Origin of the sequence: Streptomyces sp. NPDC002476, assembly GCF_042889785.1 — a bacterium.
In the GTDB taxonomy this organism is placed as follows: Bacteria; Actinomycetota; Actinomycetes; order Streptomycetales; family Streptomycetaceae; genus Streptomyces.
This window is the reverse complement of the sequence record NZ_JBIARH010000020.1, coordinates 97,673-117,930: the sequence shown is the minus strand read 5'-3', so window position 1 is coordinate 117,930 and position 20,258 is coordinate 97,673. Positions and strand designations below refer to the sequence as shown.

21 protein-coding genes are annotated in these 20,258 nt (G+C 69.8%); 14 read left to right on the top strand and 7 right to left on the bottom strand.

Annotated elements, in window-relative coordinates; translation table 11 throughout:
- Window positions 1–67: 67 nt before the first annotated feature.
- Complete coding sequence (locus ACFYXM_RS22795) at window positions 68–2,299, bottom strand: MFS transporter (RefSeq protein WP_389291847.1); 2,232 nt, start codon at window positions 2,297–2,299, stop codon at window positions 68–70.
- Between the two features lie 254 nt (window positions 2,300–2,553).
- Here ACFYXM_RS22795 and ACFYXM_RS22790 point away from each other — a divergent pair, with 254 nt between their 5' ends.
- Window positions 2,554–3,732 carry a peptidoglycan-binding protein gene (locus ACFYXM_RS22790; protein ID WP_389291817.1) on the top strand — a complete coding sequence of 393 codons (1,179 nt, stop codon included), beginning with the start codon at window positions 2,554–2,556 and terminating at the stop codon, window positions 3,730–3,732.
- A 451-nt stretch (window positions 3,733–4,183) separates the two neighbouring features.
- Here the strand turns inward: ACFYXM_RS22790 and ACFYXM_RS22785 are convergent, their stop codons facing one another.
- Entirely contained in the window at window positions 4,184–4,507 is a 324-nt protein-coding gene (locus ACFYXM_RS22785; protein WP_389291815.1) for a hypothetical protein, read from the bottom strand.
- Here ACFYXM_RS22785 and ACFYXM_RS22780 point away from each other — a divergent pair.
- Complete coding sequence (locus tag ACFYXM_RS22780) at window positions 4,506–4,772, top strand: hypothetical protein (RefSeq protein ID WP_389291813.1); 267 nt, start codon at window positions 4,506–4,508, stop codon at window positions 4,770–4,772. The two genes, ACFYXM_RS22785 and ACFYXM_RS22780, sit on opposite strands and share 2 nt — an antisense overlap.
- Window positions 4,773–5,345: 573 nt before the next feature.
- Here ACFYXM_RS22780 and ACFYXM_RS22775 read toward each other — a convergent pair.
- The gene (locus ACFYXM_RS22775) at window positions 5,346–5,696 is read right to left on the bottom strand and encodes a hypothetical protein (protein WP_389291811.1); all 351 of its coding nucleotides are present in this window, start codon (window positions 5,694–5,696) and stop codon (window positions 5,346–5,348) included.
- 437 nt (window positions 5,697–6,133) lie between these two features.
- On the opposite strand from ACFYXM_RS22775, the gene ACFYXM_RS22770 reads away from it, so the two are divergent.
- The 6 genes from ACFYXM_RS22770 (at window position 6,134) to hemC (ending at window position 11,001) form a co-directional block, all read left to right on the top strand.
- A complete protein-coding gene (locus ACFYXM_RS22770; RefSeq protein WP_389291809.1) occupies window positions 6,134–6,532 on the top strand; it encodes a hypothetical protein in 399 nt (132 codons plus the stop codon).
- Window positions 6,533–7,510: 978 nt separating this feature from the next.
- Window positions 7,511–8,050: a helix-turn-helix domain-containing protein gene (locus ACFYXM_RS22765; protein ID WP_389291807.1), complete on the top strand. Its 540-nt coding sequence runs from the start codon at window positions 7,511–7,513 to the stop codon at window positions 8,048–8,050.
- Complete coding sequence (locus tag ACFYXM_RS22760; RefSeq protein ID WP_389291805.1) at window positions 8,043–9,254, top strand: helix-turn-helix domain-containing protein; 1,212 nt, start codon at window positions 8,043–8,045, stop codon at window positions 9,252–9,254. The genes ACFYXM_RS22765 and ACFYXM_RS22760 overlap by 8 nt, the downstream gene beginning before the upstream one ends.
- 238 nt (window positions 9,255–9,492) lie before the next feature.
- Entirely contained in the window at window positions 9,493–9,678 is a 186-nt protein-coding gene (locus ACFYXM_RS22755; RefSeq protein WP_389291803.1) for a hypothetical protein, read from the top strand.
- The gene (locus tag ACFYXM_RS22750) at window positions 9,675–9,884 is read left to right on the top strand and encodes a hypothetical protein (protein ID WP_389291801.1); all 210 of its coding nucleotides are present in this window, start codon (window positions 9,675–9,677) and stop codon (window positions 9,882–9,884) included. Before ACFYXM_RS22755 ends, ACFYXM_RS22750 begins: the two co-directional genes overlap by 4 nt.
- Before the next feature lie 154 nt (window positions 9,885–10,038).
- Window positions 10,039–11,001 (top strand): hydroxymethylbilane synthase, encoded by a 963-nt coding sequence (gene hemC, locus ACFYXM_RS22745; protein WP_389291799.1) that lies wholly within the window; start codon window positions 10,039–10,041, stop codon window positions 10,999–11,001.
- Window positions 11,002–11,371: 370 nt separating this feature from the next.
- Here hemC and ACFYXM_RS22740 read toward each other — a convergent pair whose 3' ends face one another.
- Window positions 11,372–11,668, bottom strand: coding sequence for a GYD domain-containing protein (locus ACFYXM_RS22740; protein WP_389291797.1), 297 nt, complete (start codon window positions 11,666–11,668; stop codon window positions 11,372–11,374).
- Window positions 11,669–12,153: 485 nt separating this feature from the next.
- Here ACFYXM_RS22740 and ACFYXM_RS22735 point away from each other — a divergent pair, with 485 nt between their 5' ends.
- Window positions 12,154–12,822, top strand: coding sequence for an HAD-IA family hydrolase (locus ACFYXM_RS22735; protein ID WP_389291796.1), 669 nt, complete (start codon window positions 12,154–12,156; stop codon window positions 12,820–12,822).
- A gap of 299 nt (window positions 12,823–13,121) precedes the next feature.
- On the opposite strand, the gene ACFYXM_RS22730 is transcribed toward ACFYXM_RS22735, so the two are convergent.
- Entirely contained in the window at window positions 13,122–13,619 is a 498-nt protein-coding gene (locus tag ACFYXM_RS22730; protein ID WP_389291846.1) for an ABC transporter permease, read from the bottom strand.
- Window positions 13,620–13,848: 229 nt separating this feature from the next.
- Between ACFYXM_RS22730 and ACFYXM_RS22725 the strand changes: the two genes are divergently transcribed.
- The 3 genes from ACFYXM_RS22725 (at window position 13,849) to ACFYXM_RS22715 (ending at window position 16,757) form a co-directional block, all read left to right on the top strand.
- Window positions 13,849–14,493 (top strand): HNH endonuclease family protein, encoded by a 645-nt coding sequence (locus tag ACFYXM_RS22725; protein WP_389291794.1) that lies wholly within the window; start codon window positions 13,849–13,851, stop codon window positions 14,491–14,493.
- Window positions 14,494–15,356: 863 nt separating this feature from the next.
- Complete coding sequence (locus tag ACFYXM_RS22720) at window positions 15,357–15,800, top strand: DoxX family protein (RefSeq protein WP_389291793.1); 444 nt, start codon at window positions 15,357–15,359, stop codon at window positions 15,798–15,800.
- Between the two features lie 297 nt (window positions 15,801–16,097).
- On the top strand, window positions 16,098–16,757 hold the full coding sequence (locus tag ACFYXM_RS22715; RefSeq protein WP_389291791.1) for a DedA family protein: 660 nt from the start codon (window positions 16,098–16,100) through the stop codon (window positions 16,755–16,757).
- Here the strand turns inward: ACFYXM_RS22715 and ACFYXM_RS22710 are convergent.
- Together ACFYXM_RS22710 and ACFYXM_RS22705 are read right to left on the bottom strand one after the other, a co-directional pair.
- Complete coding sequence (locus tag ACFYXM_RS22710) at window positions 16,744–16,968, bottom strand: DUF2277 domain-containing protein (RefSeq protein WP_389291790.1); 225 nt, start codon at window positions 16,966–16,968, stop codon at window positions 16,744–16,746. The two genes, ACFYXM_RS22715 and ACFYXM_RS22710, sit on opposite strands and share 14 nt — an antisense overlap.
- A 126-nt stretch (window positions 16,969–17,094) precedes the next feature.
- Window positions 17,095–17,529, bottom strand: coding sequence for a hypothetical protein (locus ACFYXM_RS22705; RefSeq protein WP_389291788.1), 435 nt, complete (start codon window positions 17,527–17,529; stop codon window positions 17,095–17,097).
- A 491-nt stretch (window positions 17,530–18,020) separates the two neighbouring features.
- Between ACFYXM_RS22705 and ACFYXM_RS22700 the strand changes: the two genes are divergently transcribed.
- Together ACFYXM_RS22700 and ACFYXM_RS22695 are read left to right on the top strand one after the other, a co-directional pair.
- On the top strand, window positions 18,021–19,352 hold the full coding sequence (locus tag ACFYXM_RS22700; RefSeq protein WP_389291844.1) for a sensor histidine kinase: 1,332 nt from the start codon (window positions 18,021–18,023) through the stop codon (window positions 19,350–19,352).
- A gap of 151 nt (window positions 19,353–19,503) precedes the next feature.
- Window positions 19,504–20,199 (top strand): response regulator, encoded by a 696-nt coding sequence (locus ACFYXM_RS22695; RefSeq protein ID WP_389291787.1) that lies wholly within the window; start codon window positions 19,504–19,506, stop codon window positions 20,197–20,199.
- Window positions 20,200–20,258 lie beyond the last annotated feature (59 nt).

Sequence of the window (20,258 nt, the reverse complement as noted above, 5' to 3'; positions counted from 1 at the left end):
GGGGCTCCGCCTCCGGGGACGGGCGCTCCGCCTCCGGGCAGGGGGCTCCGCCTCCGGGGACGGGCGCTCAGGACGTGTCCGCCGGGCGGCCGACCGGCCCGGCCGTGTGGTCGCGGCGCGGCGCAGGGCCGCGCGGCCGTTGCCTGCGGGATCCACTCGTCTCCGCAGTCAGCTCCGCCACCAGCCTGACGAGGTCCGTGGGCCGTTCCGGGCCCCACCAGTCCCCCAGCCACTCGGCCATCATCCGCTCCCGGGCCTCCGCGAGCCTCGCGACCGCCTCCACGCCGGCGTCGGTGAGCGTCAGCCGCGCGGCCTCGCGCCGGACCAGGCCACGCTCCTCCAGTTGCCGCGACGCGTCACCGATCACGCGCAGCGGCACGGGGGTGGTGGCGGCGAGCACGGCCGGTTCGACCGTGCCGTGATGCCTGATCCGCAACAGCATCCAGCTCGCCGCGGGAAGCAGGTCGTACCCCGCCTGTCTGGTGATCTTCTCGTAGATCTCGCGACGCCCCTGGCGGGTGGCGAGCACCGACAGGGCGCGGGCGCATTCGTCGTACGAGGAGCGCTCGACCGGGTTGGTCGCCAGTGTCTCGCTGGGTTCCGGGGCGGTCACCGAGCCGCGCAAGCGGTCCTCCTTGAGGAACCAGGCGAAGACGAAGGCGATCAGGACGATCGGGGCCGCGTACAGGAACACATCGGTGATCGATGTCGCGTACGCGTGGAGCACCTGCGTCCGCAGCGCGGGCGGCAGCTGGCCGATGGCGCGCGGGTCGGCGGCCAGCCGTCCGGCGCTGGCGCCGGGCGGCAAGGAGTGCCCGGCGAGCGCCGCGGCCAGCTCGTCGGTGAGCCGGTTCGTGAAGATCGTGCCGAAGACGGCGACGCCGAACGAGGCGCCGATGGATCGGAAGAACGTGGCCCCGGACGTGGCGACGCCGAGGTCCCGGTACGTGACGGCGTTCTGCACGGCCAGCACCAGGACCTGCATCACCAGGCCGAGGCCGGCGCCGAACACGAAGAAGTAGACGCTCATCAGCCAGGTGCCGCTGGTCTCGGTCAGCCGGTGCAGGAGCAGCAGTCCGATCGCGGTGACGCCGGTGCCCGCGATCGGGAAGACCTTCCAGCGGCCGGTACGGCTGACGCTCTGCCCGGAGACGGTGGAGGTGAGCAGCAGCCCCATCACCATGGGCAGCATGTGCACCCCGGACATGGTCGGCGTGATGTGGTGCACCACCTGGAGGAAGGTCGGCAGATAGGTCATCGCGCCGAACATCGCGAAACCGACGACGAAGCTGATGACGGCGACGAGGGTGAAGGTCCTGCCCCGGAACAACGTCAACGGGATGACGGGTTCGGTGGCGCGGCGTTCCGCGTGGACGAAGGCCACCACCAGCAGTGCGCTCAGGACGGAGAGCGCGACGACCTGCGCCGAACCCCAGGCCCAGGTGGTGCCGCCGAGCGAGGCGACGAGGACCAGACAGGTGGCGACGGAGGCGATGAGGAACGTACCGAGGTAGTCGATGGTGTGCTTCGTACGGTGGACCGGGATGCGCAGCACGGCGGCGATCACGAGGAGCGCGACGACACCGATCGGCAGGTTGACGTAGAAGACCCAGCGCCAGCTGAGATGCTCGGTGAAGAAGCCGCCGAGCAGCGGTCCGAGGACGCTCGTCGTCCCGAAGACCGCGCCGAACATCCCCTGGTACTTGCCTCGTTCGCGGGGCGGCACGAGGTCGCCGACGATCGCCATCGAGAGCACCATGAGACCGCCGCCGCCGAGGCCCTGAAGGGCCCGGAAGCCGATCAACTGTGGCATGTCCTGGGCGATCCCGCAGAGCGCGGAGCCGATGAGAAAGATGACGATGGCGGCCTGGAACAGCTTCTTGCGGCCGTACTGGTCACCGAGTTTGCCCCAGAGCGGGGTCACGGCGGTCGACGCCAGCAGGTAGGCGGTCACCACCCAGGAGAGGTGTTCCAGACCGCCGAGATCGCTGACGATGGTCGGCAGCGCGGTGGAGACGATGGTCTGGTCGAGCGCGGCCAGCAGCATGCCGAGAAGCAGCGCCCCGATGGCCACCAGGGCCGACCGGGTGGAGCGGCCCTCACCGGGAGCCTGCTCCGATCCCGGTGCCGATGCCGGTCCCGATCCCGGTGCCGATGCCGACTCGGAATCGGAGTCGGAATCGGGGTCGGAATCGGGGTCGGAATCGGAGCAGGCTCCCGGTCCCGATCCGGCTTCCGGTTCCGATCCTGGTTCGGACTGCCGTGCCGCCGTCCGTCGTTCCGGTTCCTCTGCCGCCATCCGTTGCGGTTCCGGCTCCGGGGGGCTCGGGTGCTGCGCCATGGAAACGTCTCCTCGGGTCCGCTACATCCCCATCCTGGACGTTTCATGCGGTTATGGCCTGCCGGGCCCTCCGGGAACCGAGCGGACGCGCACCGGTTGACCGCGTTTCGGACGGCATTGGGTGTTCCGGTGCCGGGCTGCATAATCGCAGGCAGTTCAAAGGGGAGGGGTCCACTATGACCGGACATATATGCCCGGAGTGCGGTATGCGCATGTTCACACCAACAGGCGGAGGCGGGGTTTCGGCCGGACACGGCGATCCGGGCGCCGGCCCTGCCTGCGCGTGCGGGGGAGGCGCCGCACGACGACCCGGCGAGGGGCGGGAGGCCGCCGAGCGGCGACGGGCCGAGCGGTCGGCGGCCAACAGGGCGGAGGTCGCTGCCGCGGAGGACTTCGATCCGCTGCGCGTCCGGCCGTACGTCAAGCTGCAGGGCGACGTGACACCGGAGGCCGAAGACGCGCGGCTCCCGCACCCCGGGCGGTCACACGACCACCCCGCCGAGGACGCGGACACGACCATGCCGCTCCTCCTCGGTCCGACAGGCCCCGGCCGCCCGACAGGCCCCGGCGGCCCGGGACAACCGGGCGGCCCGGCACAGGCCGGCAGTCCGGGACATCGCGATGGTTCGGGGCATCCGGGCGGCCCGGGACAGTTCGGCGATCCCGGGCAGTTCGACACTCCGCCGCCGCAGACCGTCACCGATCCGGTCGACGACGCCACGGTGCTCATACCGCGGACATCCGCCGACGCATCCGATCGGTCACGTCGCCGCAGCCCTCTCGCCGCGTTCGCCGCGGGAACGGCGGCGCTCGCCGTGGTGGGCACCGCCGTGTTCGCAAGCGGCCTCTTCGAGTCGAACGACGACAGGCCCGCCGACCGGGAACTAGCCCTGCCCGACCTGCCGCTCAGCACCCCCGAAGTGAGCGCAGCGGCGAAGGAGTCCGCTTCGGCCTCCGCTTCGGCCTCCGCTTCGGCCTCTGCGTCGCCCCCTTCGTCCGGGCACGCCTCCGCGCCGCCGTCCACGTCCTCCTCGGCCGGCACCTCACCGTCCCGCTCGGCATCCGCCACCACCGCACCGCCGGACGCCGCCTCGCCGTCGGCGACGGCACCGCAGACGAGCCGCCCGACCTCGGCCGCACCGCCCGCGTCGCTGACCGCGCCCACACTGCGCCCCGGCGACCAGGGACCGGCGGTGGCCGAGCTGCAGAGACGACTGGAAGAGATCTGGCTGTTCCACGGGCAGGACGACGGCGACTACTCGGCGAAGGTCGAGCACGCCGTGAGCGTCTACCAGTCGTACAAGTTCATCCAGGGTGACCCACCCGGCGTGTACGGACCCCACACGCGCCGCGCCCTGGAGGCGGAGACCTCGGGCCGGGGCCGCTCCTGATCCCTCAGCCCCACCCCCTCCCCCGCCTCCTCCTTCGCCTCGCCCCCACCCCCTGCCCCTGGCCTATCCCTGGCCTGCCCCTGGCCTGCCCCGGACGCGATTGGCGTTCCCACACCGGCTTTTGTATCGTGATGGAACAAAGTAGCCTCCGCCCGCCACCCCCTGACCGGCGGGCGAGGCTGCTTGTTTCTCCACCCCCGCGTCACCACCTTCCCGCGCCCTGGAGCCGCCCCATGCCGGCCACCGCCCTCACAGCCCGCGCCCTCCTCCTCGACTAGGGCGTGTTTCGAAAGTAGCGTCGTCCGCCCGAAGGGCGGGGCCTGCGGCGTCCGGTGCGGTGCATCGCAAGGCGGAGGGTCGTCCACGTACTGGGCGTACGTGGACGATCCCGACAACGTGGCGAGGCGCCGTGCCAGGCGTCGCGGGCCGGACGGGACTTTCGAAACACGCCCTAATCCCCTGTAGCACTCTCATGCGATGTCTGATCGGCCCATGGGTCCGGCTCCCACACCGGATGAAACTCGATCCGGCTCGTGGCCCGCGCGTACCCTTCGCGTTCCACCCGGTAGACAGCCACACGCCGTAGTAGCTGCCGCAATATGCCGCTCCGTTCACCGGGGTTGATGGTGTCCCACTCATCCAGCAGACCAACGACCAGCGGCTCATAGTCGGAGACATCAGGCGTGGCCTCGATGGCGGCAGATTTAGCGAGCAACTGCTCGACCGTCTCATGCCGGGCCTTGATGCGGTTGCGGATCGGAGCAACCCCGACCATGAGCAACACCCCGCGTACCCAGAAGCCGACCGCGCCAAAGGCCGGATCGCGGTCCAGCATCCGCGTCGATGCCACCCTGTCCGACGACCTTGCCGTCATCATGGCCACCGGCGCCGACTTCGCCGGAGCCGTCCGCGCCACCGTCGGACAGCTCGCCGACATGTACCGCACCGCATGGGCCCACGGCACCGTCCCCGAGAGCGAAACGCCCCTCCTGATCGCCTACCAGCTCGCCCCACGTCCGACACCGACGCACCAGCCGTGACCACGCCGCATGACGCCGTGTCCGACCGGCCCGCCGTTCCCCGCGTCGGCCGCCGCATCCCCGGCCCCTACCCTGTCCGACAGCCCACGCCGTAGACCCAACCCGACCGACACCGCGCCCCACCGTGTCAGACAGAGCGCTATGCCGGACCCCGCCCGTACCGTAGAAGCCGTCCCATCCACGCTCCTGACTCGACGCCGCTACGGACCGAGGCCCCGCCCACTGATTTGGAGGGCGGGGCCTCACCTGTACCAAGCGCTACACAAGCCTTGCCGGTTCGCGTACCGTGACCAATCCGACGGCGGGCATAAGAGGGCAAGCTGTCGGCGAGCTGCGACGCCGCCGAGCCCTCGCCCGCCGTCGCCATCACCCTCGCGTTCTCCTCCAACGCCGGGCGCACGCAGCGCCGAGGGTATTTGCGTCCTGCCACTTCACGCAGGTGACGTATCTCGGGTACGACCTACGACAGCGTGGATCCTGCGACAGGCAGCGAATTACACCCCTACAGCCAGAGAAACGAGGACCTTTGGGACTTTCATCAGTCCCTACCGGCGAAGCTTTAACCGCCTTCATCTACCACCAGGCGCTGCACCCAGTCCCAAGGCTGCTGCACGCACGCATCCAGAACTTCTTCAGGTGAGGGTAGGACCCACTGGATCCAGTGGCCTTCGACACGGCCCCATCCTTATAGAGCTCCACGTAGGTGTAGGACGTCATGACACCGATCGACCAGGTTCCCTTGTAGTAGCCGCCACTGGTCGCGGTCCAGGTCTTGCATACCTCTGCGTTTCCGCCGCTCTTGTCAGTGAGTCTGGTACAGCCACCGTCTGCTTGAGCTGCTGGCGCGTTGAGCAATAACGCGCTGACAGCAGTTGCGGCGGCGATGCCCAATCCGCTGATCACGCGCCGCTTCTTGTCCAGCATTCTCGATCTGACCATTTTGCGATCCTCCAGCAGTCCCGGCTAATCGGCCTTAGCAGACCTGGTTGCACTAACGCTGCTCCACCCTGGTCGTCCAACCTTGGAGAAACCTTCGGGAAACCTTGAATCCGCCCTCGGGACTGGCGGGAATCACGGATACGGCCTGTCCGATGACAGGCCGCGCACCACGGGGATGCACCGGTGCAGATCGACATGCCGTCGCCCACCACCCAAGCCAAACCGCCCAGGCCAGCCACCCATCGCCCGCACCGGGACCTCGCCGCGCCAGCACCCACGTACATCAGCCAGGAAGGCGGCACATCCGGTACGCCCGGACAATCACAGGCTCGCCCCACCAAAGCGGGCCTTCGCGTTTCCCGCACAACCCTTCACAGAACTCACTTGTCTCACTGGCACAGACCCAAGTACGGAGAGTGCACATGAGACGCCCCGCCGCCCTGCTCGCCACCACCGCTGCCGCGCTGCTCGCGCTCACCGCATGCTCGACCGGCGAGGCGGACGTGAATAAGCCCGCGCCAGTGCCGACGAAGACCGTCGACCACGCTGCGGCCGAGAAGGCCGCGGGCATCCCGCCCGCTCCGACCGGCGACGCCCGCGACGCCTACCTCGCCGCGATCAAGGCTGTGGACCCGCGGATCGTCGAGGACGAGGAGAAGGCGATCGACGCCGGCCGGAACCAGTGCAGCAGCCTCGCGAAGCCCAACGGCAAGGAGGACTGGTTGGCCGCGCAGCGGTTCGGGAACGACGCCCGGCCGCTCAGGGACGAGCAGGGCAAGGCGCTGAACGAGGCACTGCGCAAGACCCTCTGCCCGAAGTGACGTTGCCCACCGTGACCGTTCCGTGATCCAATCAGGGCGTCTCCGGCATGCCTGGAAGTGGTGGTTGACTGAGCCGCCGCACCTCGTACGCAACAGTTCGGCAGCTGCGTACGAAGTCCTGAGCAGCACTAAACGTGACCGTTTCCGGTCTATGGACTGCTTCGTTACGCAACTGCCGCAATTGGCGCAAGATATCCAGCGCTTCATCCGTAAGACCCAGTGATTTAAGCCCGCGCAGCACATTTCCTATTGGAGCGCCGCGGAGCGAATCGGTGGCCTGACCGCCTTCCCTCAACAAGTCCATGTAGAGCGATTCGAGCTTCGTCCATGCCGTAACCACGGCGCCCACGGGCGACGCGGACGCCATCTCCATGGCGTCCGCGAATGCGTCGTCCTGCGAGGCACGGCGAGTTGCCCGGAGGACACGCGACCGCGCCCGATCAGCCCGCCTGCGGCGTAGCTCAGTGTCAGGGTCTTCGTGAAGAAGATGACGCAGCAACTCTTCAACCTGTGGTTCATTCTCACCAGCTGAGCGAGGCCCAGGCGCAGACCCAGAATCACGCGCAGGCTCAGACACGGGCTCGGGCACACGCTCAGAAACAGGCACAGCAGTAGGCCCAGGCACCGTTACTGGGCTGCCCCTCACCGCGCTAGAAGCATTGGACCGCGCCAGTTCCTCCACCTCATCGAGCACGTTAGCCGCCTCAGCCGCAAACTCAGCGCTCCCAGCAGGGGTTTCAACCCGCGTAAGCCGACCGAACGCACCCTTGATCTGGCTCCGCAGCACCCATACCAAGCCAATCGTGACGAGAGGCCACGTGAGGGCCTTGACGTACTCCAGGACCAGTTTCGCGATCTCCACGACGCCATCATGCCGCTGCTCACACACGCCCCCTGTTCAGCGCCGGATTCGTGACGGAGACGAGACCAACGCCCATCAACCACCAGCAACTACCGCGGCGGGGAGGTGATGCGCCTATGGGCCGCCCCATCGACGACAAGGACCGCCGCCGCGTCCGCGAGCTGCACGCCGCGGGCAAGTCCCGCAACGAGATCGCCCGCGCACTGAAGCGCAGCCCGAGCACCGTGTCGAAGATCGCCGCCGACCAGGGGCTCGCCTTCGACCGCGCCGAGCAAGTCGAAGCCGCCACCCGCGTACGAGCCGCCGACCACGCCGCCCGCCGCGCCACGCTCGCGTTCGGCCTCCACACCGACGCCGAACGACTCCGCGCACAGATGTGGGAGCCGTGCAAGTACGGCGAGTTCGGCGGCAAAGACAACAAGTGGTCCGAGGTCGACCTCGACCGCCCCCGGTTCGGCGACCAACGCCAGATCATCGCCGCCGCACAGACCGCCGTGAACGCATCGCTGCGCCTCGTCCCCGCGCGTGCGGGGTTTCGCTCCCTCCCGCAGCGCGCGGAAGGGAGCGGTTTCGTCGTTCTCAGACCAGCCCAGCCCAGGTTCAACGTGCCTGCGGATATATGGGCTCCGACGGCGTACCGTCGGCCATGTGAGTGAGCATCTGGGCGATAAGTTGCGCCGCCTCCGACGGCTGTCCGGTCTGACACAGGAAGCTCTCGCCGAACGTGCGGGGGTATCAGTCGACATCGTACGTTATCTTGAACAGAAGCGTAAACACTCCGCTCGGCTACCCACCCTCCATGCACTGTCGCAGGGGCTCGGGGTAGAACTTACGTCCCTCCTTGGTGATCCTCCAGGGGTGTCGTCGTCGGGGGACATCGATCCGCCGCAGCTCGTTGCCGTCCGGCGCGCCATCATGCCGCCGCTCTTTGCCCCGCCCGCCGAGCCGGACGACGTTACGTCGCTGTCTCTGCCCGCTGTCCGGTCAGAGATCGCCGATGCCTGGACGCTCTACCACGCCGCAGAGTTCGGGCGGTTGATGGATCTCCTCCCCGGGATCATCGCTGACGCCCGACTGGTCGCGTCCGTCGGATCGACTGACGAGCGGGCAGCGGGACAAGCAGCACTGGGGAAGGCGCTCCAGCTTGGCGGACATCTGTCGATCCGCCTCGGGAAAACCGACCTGGCCCTGTCCGCTCTGGAACGCGCCATAGCAGCCGCAGGAGCCTCATCGGATCCGTTGCTTGCCCCGATGATCTCGAACTCCGTCACATGGGCCTACCAGCGACAAAACCGGCTGGACGACGCTACCCACCTTGCAATCCATGCAGCCGACGGCGTGGAGCGGGAGCACGCCACCAACGCATCAGGTGTGCGTGTCTGGGGCGGGCTGCTGATGTCGGCCGCTACGTCCTACGCGCGGAGCGGCGACTACGACCGGGCCGACGAGATGATGCGCGCTTCCGAAGCGGCTGCGGGCCGGCTCACCAAACTACCGGCACCGGAGGACGGGCGGTTGGTGTCCGTCTTCAGCCGGTCATCTGTCCGCATCGAGCGTGTTCGCCTGGCCGTTCAGTACGGGCACCCGGAAGACGCGTTGGCACTCGCCAAGGGGATGCGGCTGTCGCCGGACACCCCGCCGTCCTGGCGCACGTGGCTGCTGCTCGACGTCGCGCGGGCCCACACGGACACCGGGAACGCCGAAGGTGCCTTGAAAGCACTGGAGAGCCTGCGTCGTGTCGCTCCGACGTGGATGCGGCACCACACACTCGCGGTTGCCATCGTGCACGACCTCCTGGCGCTCCCTCACCCTCCGGCAGGAGTTCGAAAGATCGCGGACTTCCTCGGGATCGCCCAATAGCGTCGCAGAACCAGGACGAAGCGTCCCTGTTGTCCGTCGGTGCCCGGCGAAATGCTGGGCCCTCACAGCGGACGAGAGGGGCGGGCCGAATGTCCATGACGCTCAAGGTGTACGAGGTCAACCGGCATGGCCGGACACGGGTCATCCGCCCGAAGGCCGAGGTTGACCCGGTCGAGGAACTTCCCACGAAGCATGAATTCCCGGCCTGCCGGTGCGGCCGGTGCAAGGGTGGGCAGCAGTGACCGCGCAGTCGAGTCCGCCCGCGCCGCCCGGCCCTGGCTGGTGCCACTGGCACAAGGGCCCGTCCGGCACCGCGGTCCTGGTCGACATCATCGAGCAGGGCTCGGGCCCGGGGCGGCAGCTGTACGCGTGCAACCCGTGCCGGGAACAGCGCGGTCTCCGCCCGTACGGCGAGAAGTCGTGACCGCGCCGACCGGCCGCCCGCTCCCGGACCCGGGGTCGCTGACGTGGGACCAGGCCGCGGGCCGCGCCTGCGTCTGGTGCAAGACGCCCCTGACCACCGGGACGGTCCGCGTCGGCGTCATCCCCGACCGGCTCGGCGCCCACGTCCTCGACACCGAGGTGTGGACCGGGCCCTGCTGCGCCGACCTCGTAGCGCAGTCCCCGTAGTTCCGAGACTCCCGTTCCGGTGTGCTCAGTGGGGACCGTCCTCACCGAAGCGGGTCCGACCCGCCCCTCCCGTGCTGGAACTGTCACACGGGAGGGGCGAGAGCATGCGGACGTTCGCCGCGTCGTTCAACCTCGGCCCGCACGCCGCGACCGCTTGGCGTTCCTGTTCGCCGGCCCGGTTTTGTACCCGGACGACACCGACCGCATCACCTTGCAGCGCGCCGAACTCGACGCGTGGCGCTGGGCACCCCGCGCCGAGGCGCAAGAGTTGCTGCACCCCGCTATAGCTGTCCGAATCATGGGGCCACTCCAGGCCCAGCTCGGCGGTAAGGGCTTGTTCGTCCGTGAGATCGACCAAATGTTGCAGCGTGGGCAGGTCGACATGGCCGTGCACTGCATCAAAGACGTGCCGGGCGACGTGCTGATGCCGCGCGGACTGATCTTCGCCGCGTACCTCCCGCGCGACGACGTTCGCGACGTCCTGCTCGTCCCTGAGGGGTCCGATGTGCAGACGCTCGCCGACCTGCCCCCCGGCGCCTCCGTTGCCACCTCGGCGGTACGCCGCAAGGCTCAGATCAACCGAGTGCGCCCCGACCTCAACGTCGTACGCGTCCGCGGCCTGGTCGGCACGCGAATCGACAAGCTCGACGGCCGCAAGCCGATGGATCACAAGCTCGACGCGATGGTCCTCGCGCGGGCAGGACTGGACCGCCTCGGCATCATGGACCGTGCCCGACAGGTGTTCGAGGTCGGCGAGATGCTGCCGGCCGTCGGCGCCGGTGCTCTCGGTCTGGAATGCCGGAAGGACGACGACGCGGTTGCGTACCTGCTTCAGCAGCTCAACCACGAACGCACGATGACCGAGATCACGGCCGAGCGGGTCATGTTGCACGGACTCCGTGGGCACTGCAACAGCCCGATCGCCGGGCACTGCATCACAGAACCGGACGGGCAACTCAGTCTGCGCGGCATGGTGTTTTCCCGCGACAGATCCAAGTTCGTTCACGCCCATGTCTGGGGTGAGTCGCTGAATGACCCTGGAGTCTTGGGTTCCCGCGTCTGTGCCGAGCTACTGCGACAGGGCGCCCGCGAGATCATCGAGGGCATCCCACACTGACGCCCGCTCCTCGGCGAACGGGAGCGGCACGGAGACCTGCTCCGGAAGCGGGCAGCCCGCGCAGTGACATTCAGGGCCCCGCAGGTTGCGCCTGCGGGGCCCTTTCGCGCGTTTCCGCAGCTCAGCCGGTAGGGGTTTTACAGGCGGTGTGCGAGAAGTCACGTGGCCCTCGAATGCTGATATCGCGGATCGAACTCACAACATCCGCGCCCACCAGCGCAAAGGCCCCCAACCGATCACGGTTGGGGGCCTTTGACATCTACTTTTGACATCAACGGGGGCGGTCACCCACGGTCGGGACGCTGCCGCTTCAGCATGCGGTCCAGGTGACTCACTGCCTCGCGCTGGGTGTCCTGGAGGATGTGGGTCGTCAGCCAGCCGCCTTGGCGATGATGCGCCCCATCTCCTCTGGACCGAAGGCCCGCAGAGTCGTGGAACGGACGTTGCCCACCCCGCCGAGCTGCAGGAGTGCTGCCGTGGCAGTTTCGTCGTCGGGCGCCTCGACGATGGCCACGAGGTCGTACGGACCGGCGGTCCAGTAGATGCTCAGGAGCTTCGCCCCGAGCTTCTGTACCGCTGACCCGAAGGCCTCGGAGCGTTTTGCGGTGTCCTTGTAGTTTCGGACCCCTTGATCAGTCCAGCTCAGCAAGGTGACGTACGTCGGCATGTTTTTTCACCCTCACGAGGAGACACATCGTGAGGCCAAGCTTGGACATCTGGGCTGGAACCTGCACGAGATACGCACCCGAACGAGCAATACGAGCGACCACAGGCATCGAGGGGCAGGCTGACATCAACGACAGCGGACACCAGCGGTCGCCGCGGTTCTCTGCGGAGCAGATGCGGTCGTACAGTCGTAGCAATCCAGGGCTGGTTGTTCAGGGGTCACGAGCGCGACCGGGACTCTGTTGCGCCTCTAGTGCCGCATCAGGCAACGTTTGCCCCGTCGCGACGTCGGGCACGCACTCTCGCTGCACCAGCCGAAAGCCCAAGTACGTCCAGTACAAGGACTTCCGGCCGGCACACCGAGAGCACGCACCCCACGCCGCTCCTTGACGGGCAAACGTTGCCTGCCGCGGCACTAGATTGGCCAGAGCACGCTCCCTTTGTATCGTGCCGGAACAAATAAGTCGCGCGTAGAGGATGGCCCCGATGCCCAGGTCAGAGACCATAGGTGTTTTTAAGGCGTTGCTCCTGGACATGGACGGCACCCTCGTGAACTCCGATGCCGTCGTGGAACGCTGCTGGCGGCGCTGGGCATCACGCGAAGGTCTCGAACCGGAGGCCGTACTGAAGGTGGTTCACGGACGGCAGGGCCACGCCACCATGGCGGTGCTCCTCCCGGACCGCCCGATGGAGCAGAACCACGCGGACAACCGGGCGATGCTCGCCGAGGAGACCGCCGACACCGACGGCGTCGTCCCTGTCGCCGGAGCACCCGCCTTCATGGACGCGATCGCCGCGCTTCCGCATGCCCTGGTCACCTCGGCCGACGAGGCACTGGCCCGTACGAGGATGGCGGCCTCCGGCCTGCGGATGCCGACGGTCCGTGTCACCGCCGAGCGTGTCGGAGCCAGCAAGCCGAACCCCGAGGGCTTCCTCAAGGGCGCGGCCGAACTGGGCTTCGCCCCGGCGGACTGCATCGTCTTCGAGGACTCCGAGGCGGGCATCGCGGCCGGCCGGGCGGCGGGCATGCGCATCGTGGGCATCGGCCCGCGGGCGGCGACGCTCTCGCCCGACGCTCACGTCGAGGACCTGACGCAGCTGCGAGTGGAAGCGGCGGCCGACGGCTCGATCCGGCTGCACATCGACGCGAACTGACTGCCTCGCGCCCGTAGGCCGCGTCTTCGAAGTGCCGCCTGCCGTGCGACGGCACTTCGAAGACACGCGCTAGCTCTGTGACCACCGCACAACGCCCCGCTCCCGCGTGTACGCATGCGTGCACGCGGGAGTGCGTACGTCTGTGGACGCATATGCGCACGCGTCCGCCACCGACCGCCGCCCGCGCCCATCGCCTGCGCCCCAGCCACGCCCACGGCCACAGTCACGGGGCGGCCGCTCACTGCCCCGCTACGAGCAACCCACCACCCGCTGTCCGCTGTCCGCTGTCCGCACGGAGCTCAGTCCCGGTGCAGCCGGCCGCGTGCGACCAGTTCGAGTACGACCGTGACAGCGACCGACTGCACCGCCATCAGCGCCACCAGCACGAAGAGTTGCACGGCACCCGCCTGAACCGGTGAGGCACCGCCCAGCAGCATGCCCACGAACGCGCCCGGGAGCGTGACGAGCCCAACGGTCCGCGTCTGGTCCAGCCCGGGAAGCAACGCATCCGCCGCCGCGGGCCGGGCGATCTCCAGCCTCGCCTCACGATCGGACAGCCCGAGCGCCACGCCCGCCTCCCCTCCCCGTGCCGGGCCGTCAACTCGTCCAGCGCCCGCCGCCCGCCGCCCGCCGAGCACGGTCGCGGTCAGCGCGCCCCCGATGCTGATGCCGGTCACCGGGATCAGTGCGATACCGCGCACCGGCACGAGCCCGGTGACCACCAGCAGGGCGACGACCGGCGCGGCCCCCGCCCCGATCGGCAACGCCGCCCACCACCACGTGCGCTTGCGAGTGATCCGGCGCCCTTCGGTCCCGGCCGACTTGCCGTGGCGTCAGCACACGAGCCCGCGCGGACACGTATACACGCCCCCGCGCTCCAGTCCCGTTCATCAGACCCCTTGATGTGACGTGCCCATGTCGCCACTCTGTTACCTGGCGCCCACCCCACGGAAACCTGGCGCCGCCACGATGACCGGGTCCGGCCGGTCGCACGTCCAACGCCCCCCCCACATCAAGGGAGTTCGCATGTCAGGTGTCTACGCGCGTCGCCTCGCCGTCGCCGCAGCATCCGCAGCCCTCGCCGCAACGACCGGGCTGCTCAACGCCCCTGCCGCCCAGGCGGCCATGCCCACCCCGGTCTCCGCATCGACCGCACGTACGTACCTGAGTCAGCTCACCGTCGCGGCCGAAGGCTCGTCGGACGGCTACAGCCGGTCCAAGTTCCCGCACTGGATCACGCAGTCCGGCACCTGCAACACCCGTGAGGCAGTGCTGAAGCGCGACGGCACGAACGTGCAGCAGGACTCCAGCTGCGCGGCGGTCGGCGGCACCTGGTACTCGGAGTACGACGGCGCCACCTGGACCGCCGCCTCCGACCTGGACATCGACCACATGGTGCCGCTCGCCGAAGCGTGGCGGTCGGGCGCCAGCAGCTGGACCACGGCTCAACGTCAGGGCTTCGCGAATGACTTGACGCGTCCTCAGCTCATCGCCGTCACGGACAACGTCAACCAGGCCAAGGGCGACAAGGACCCGGCCAACTGGCTGCCCCCGCGCACCTCGTACCGCTGCACCTACGCACGCGCCTGGGTGCACGTGAAGCACTACTACGACCTGAGCGTCGATTCGGCCGAGAAGAGCGCACTGCAGGGCATCCTGAACGGCTGCTGAGCACCACCGGATCGCCGGCCCCGACGGACACCGGACCGGACACGACCGCCGAACGCGGCGCAGAACGAACGACCGCCCCGCCCGAGCGCGAAGCCGGGCGGGGCTTCCGCGCCCCCCTCTCGCCCCGGACCGGCCACGCACCCCTGCCGCGCACCCCGGCCACGACCGCGTGAATCCACCAGGCCCGCGTGAATCGACCACGCTCACGTCAGGCCGATCCTCGGACCCTCCCCGCACGGACACACCGAGAAGGTACCGAGACCCCAAGGGACACAGGCAGCGCCAAGGCACCCGAAGACACCGGCATGTTTTCGGTCGACTACGACCACCGCCGGCGATCACCGGTACCACCGCGCAGGCACGGCCCGGCACCGTCCGACGCGGATCGGCGACGGAGCGCGCCGGACAAGCGCGAAGCCCCCGTGGAACGCGGTTCGCACACCCGTTCCACGGCTCGACTCCACGCGCCCCCGAGAGCGCCGACCCGGGAGCTTTTGAGCGAGGACCGACTCCTACCTCGACCGGCTCCGGGCACGACGGCAACCCGGCCGGGCGTCGCCGACTCGCCACCCCGGCGCAAATCCCCCATACCGACCGACATGGGCCCGGCACGCCATGCCCCGGGGAGACCGGCTTACGTCACATACCGCACATGGCCGGAAAGCTGCGCCGCCATTGCCCCAGGCCAAGCGGTCGACCGGCAGGGGCGCAGATATGGGCGACATCCGATCCAAGTCCGGCCGAGCAGCGCGGGCCGAGTTTCAGCCAGTCGACATAATGTTGAACTTGCAAGCATTGGTGAGGTCTCCCTAACCTGGACCACCCGATCGGCTCACATCCCCACCCCGACCGAAGGAGCCCCCATGCACACACGCCTGAATCAGGCCCATCCGTACGCGCTCGGCCTGTTCCGGATCGTGGTCGGTCTCCTCTTCGCCTGTCACGGCGCGGCCACGCTCTTCGGCCTCTTCGGCGACAGCTCCGTAGCCGCCGGCGCCTGGCCCAAGTGGTATGCGGCGGCCATCCAGCTGGTCGGCGGCGGCCTGGTGGCCCTCGGCCTGGGCACCAGGATCGCCGCCCTGGTCGCCTCCGGATCGATGGCGTACGCGTACTTCACGGTCCACCAGGCCGACGGCCTGTTCCCGATAGAGAACGGCGGCGAGGCCGCGGCCATCTTCTGCTGGGTCTTCCTGCTGCTGGTCTTCAGCGGCCCCGGGGTGTTGTCCCTGGACCGGCTGTTCCACCGCGACGACACGGAGCGGGGCGAGGAGCGCGTACGCGAGCAGGCCCCGGCAGCAAGGGCCTGAGAGTCCGGAAGGGTTCCGTGATCCGCTGCTCACAGACCGACCACGAGCAGCGGATCACGGGCCCCACCGGCGCCCACGGGCCCGCTCGTACGGCTTTCGTTCACCGTTCGCCGCGCGCACCGCTCACGTACGCCTGGTACCCGTTCCTCCCGTTTTCCGTGCGTACGTGACCTTCCCAACATCGTCCATATTTATGGATCATCGGATGGGTGCGGGGCGTACGCTGTACAGCTGGCCGTGCCGCTCCTGCCGCTCCCCTGCGACGTCGCGGCGTTGTTCCGGATCGGGGAGTAGTACTTGCTTGAGAGTGTGGCTGCGTTGACCGGCAGCCCCTGGATATACGCGGTGGTCGCCGTCTCAGTGCTGCTGGACGTCTTCCTGCCCGTGCTCCCCAGTGGGGTCCTGGTCATCACCGCCGCCACCGCCGCCACCGCGGGCTCGACGACCGTGGCCTCCACCGCGGCGCGGGCGGCGGAGCAGGTGCCCGAGGTCCCGTCACTCCTCGCACTGATCCTCTGCGCGACCGCCGCCTCGGTCCTCGGCGACCTCGTCGCCTACCGGCTGGCCTGGCGCGGCGGCGAACGTCTGGACCGGGCCATCGCCCGCTCCCGCCGCCTCACATCGGCCCAGGAACGCCTGGGCGGGGCCCTTGCCCGGGGCGGCGGCATCCTCGTCATCGTCGCGCGCTTCGCACCGGCCGGCCGGTCGGTCGTCTCGCTGGGCGCGGGCGCCGCGCACCGCAAGGTGAAGGAGTTCCTGCCCTGGTCCGCGCTGGCGGGAGCGGCCTGGGCCGGTTACAGCGTGGGGCTCGGCTACTTCGGCGGGCAGTGGCTCGGCGCGACCTGGGTGGCCACGGCCGTCTCGGTCCTCGCCCTGTTCGTGGCGGGCGCCCTGGCCGCGTACTTCATGCGCCGGCCGGCCGCGGAGGCGGCCGCGACGGCGACTACGACGCCCTGAGGGCGCCCCGTATCTCCAGGCCGTCCAGCAGCTTGGCGGTCGCCTCCGCGATCTCGTCGACGGCCCGGTCGAAGACCTCACGGTTGCGCGCCGCCGGGGCGCGGAACCCGGACACCTTGCGTACGAATTGCAGAGCGGCGGCCCGGATCTCCTCCTCGGTGGCCTCTTCGGGCAGGGCGGGCGGTCGTAGCGTCTTGATACTGCGGCACATGTATCCAGTGTGACCCGAGCCACTGACACTGCCCGGGACGCCTGCGCGTCCCGGCCATCCGGCCGTCCCCGCCCGACCGTCCCCGCTCGCCCCACCCCGCGCGGGGGTCTCCGCTCGGGCGGGCGATCAGGCGAGCACTGTCGACCGGTCCGTGCACAGGGCCCAGATGACGAATGTGTCGATAGCGATGGAGATGATCGCCCAGAGCGGCTGGTAGGGAAGCCACGCGAAGTTGACGATCAGGCTGACGGCGGCGAGCGCCACACCTGCGGCGCGCGCCCACATCGCCCCTCTGAGAATGCCCCAGCCGATGATCGCGAGCACGATGCCGAGGACGAAGTGGATCCAGCCCCACGCGATCACGTCGAACCTGAACGTGTAGTTGTTGATGCGCGTGTACACCTGGTCGGAGGCGATGCCCGTGATGCCTTTGATCACTCCGAAGACACCGTCGACGAGGAGCAGGACACCGGCGAACATGGTCCCGCCGGTCGCCCAGGGACTGGTTTGCCCGTGATCCACGCTACGGGCCGGGCCGGACGCGGACGCTGAGTGTGCCATGGGAACTCCTTGGCCGGAGCGGGGTGGGCGGACCGCACACGCCATGAGCGGACCGCACACGATGGGCAGGCCTGACGGGCCGGGCGGGCCCGCGGAACAGAACCGACCTTGCGCCGCGCGTTCCGCCGCGACCACCCGTGCGCGCCCGTGCGGGTGACGGCTCCCGGAGCGCCGGGGACGGCAGGCGACTCACGAGGACGGGGCGGGGCGAAGCGCGGCTCGCGGTGGCCGGGGCCGCGTGCGTGACAAGGGTGACTTTCGGCAGTGCCGGGGCACCCGCCCGGCTGCGTACCGTCGTGCGGGTGAAGAAAGTGATGACCGGTGACGCGGACCGTCGGGGTGCCGGGGACCACGCCTCGGGCAGGGAGACCCCGCCCGCCGTTGTCCCGCGGTTCCGAAGCGCCCTTGCCCCATGGGCCCCGCCCTCCCTCGCCCTGGGCGGTCTGCTGACCGTCACCGCGGCGGTCTGCGTCGGACTGAGCGCCGTCAGCATGTGGTGGGCCCTGCCCGCCGCCGTGGCGGCCTTCTTCGCCGGTCGGGAACCGGGGAGGACCGGACCCACGCTCCTCGTGCTCGTCGCGGTCGTCGCGGGCGGGGTCGTCGCGGTGGCGCTGGTGCCGTCCTGGCTGCTCATGGCTGGGCGCTACGTCGCCGTGGTGTCGGTGGCGGCGATGCTGCCCTGGTTCGCCGGGCGGTTCTGGCGCCAGTACCAGGAGCTCGTCCGGGCGGGCTGGGAACGGGCCGACCGTCTGGAACGCGAACAGCGGCTCGTCGCCGAGCAGGCGCGGTCCCGGGAACGGGCCCGGATCGCCCAGGACATGCACGATGTCCTCGGCCACGACCTGAATCTCATCGCCCTGTCGGCGGGCGCGCTCAAGCTCGCGCCCGGTCTGGACGAGGCCCAGCGGGCGGCGGCCGGTGAGATCCGGGCACGGGCGGCGGCATCGGTGGAACGGCTCGGCGAGGTGATCGGCATCCTGCGGGAGGAGGCGGACGACGAACCTCCGCCGGCATCCGGTACCGGCATCCCCCGCCTGGTCGACGACGCCGCGGCCGCCGGTCTCACGGTCGACCTGCGGATCGACGGCGACGCCGACGGCGCCGGGGTGCCGCCGACCGCGGGCCGGGCCGCCCACCGCGTCGTCCAGGAGGCCCTGACCAACGCCGCCAAGCACGCACCGCTGGCCCCGGTGGGCGTACGGGTGACGTACACCGCCGAGGAGACCGTGGTCCGCGTACGGAACGGCCCCTCGCCCGCGCGGGGCGGCCCGGAGACCGTGCCGGGCACCGGGCGGGGCCTGATCGGGCTGGACGAACGGGTGCGGCTGGCGGGCGGCACCTTCGCGTACGGTCCCCGCGAGGACGGCTTCGAGGTCACCGCCCGGCTTCCGCACACCCCGTCCGCCCGCCGCCCCGCGACTGCGCCCCGCGAGTCGGCCCCGACGCTGCCCCAGGAGCACCGCCGCGCCCGCAGCCGGGTCCGGCGGGCGCTGGTGACCGCGATCGTGCTGCCGTTGGTGGCCTGGGCGATGCTGAGTGCCGCCCTCATGGCCTGGGACATCCGCTCGGCCCAGCAGTCCGTACTGGACCCGGGCGACTACGCCCGGCTGCGGGTGGGACAGGATCGGGAGACGGCACGTCGGCTGCTGCCCGAGCGCGAGACCACCCAACGGCAGGCGGGATGGGAACCACCACGGGGGAACGGCATCACGTGCGAGTACTACGCGATGACGGCCGACCGCTTCGACGACCGGTCCGGCGACGCGTACCGGCTCTGCTTCCGCGGCGGCAGGCTGATGTCGAAGGAGTCCCTGACACCATGAACCCGGCACACACGCCGCACGCACCACGAGCAACCCGCCCCGTGCATCGGACTCGCCCGCCACACCCGGCCCACCCATCCTGCGCAGCACATGCGCCCCACACACCGCACGCTCGACACACGCCCCACCCGGAAAGGACGGTGACCGGCCGATGATCCGGGTGCTGATCGCCGACGACGAGCCGATGATCCGCAAGGGCGTGCGCTCCGTGCTGTCCATCGATCCGGAGATCGACGTCGTGGCCGAGGCGGGCGACGGGCATGAGGCCGTGGAGCTGGTCCGCCGCCACCGTCCGGCCGTGGCCGTGCTCGACATCCGGATGCCGGGGACGAACGGTATCGAGGCGGCGGCCGAGATCCGGCGCACCGTGCCGGAGACCGGAGTCGTGATGCTCACGACCTTCGGCGAGGACGACTACATCCTCCAGGCGCTCGGGGGCGGCGCCACCGGCTTCCTGATCAAGTCGGGCGAACCCGAGGAGCTCATCGCGGGCGTACGCGCGGTGGCCGAAGGCGCCGCCTATCTGTCACCGAAGGTCGCGGCGCGGGTCGTCGCCCATCTGTCGGAGACCGGCGCCGGCGCCCGGGCGGGACGCCGCAGCGCCGCCCGGGAACGGGTCCGCGCCCTCACCGCCCGGGAACGCGATGTGCTGGCCCTGCTCGGCAGCGGGCTGTCCAACGGGCAGATCGCCCGGCGCCTCCATGTGGTGGAAGGCACGGTCAAGGCGCATGTGAGCTCCATCCTGGCCCGGCTGGGGGTGGACAACCGCGCCGCCGCGGCGGTCGTCGCCCACGAGGCCGGAATCGTCGCGCCCGTTCCGCTTCCGGAACCGTCGCCCGAGCGCTGAGGCCGCCGCCCGGCCGAGCGGCAGGAACGCGAGCAGCACGGCCCCGACCGTCGCGGCCG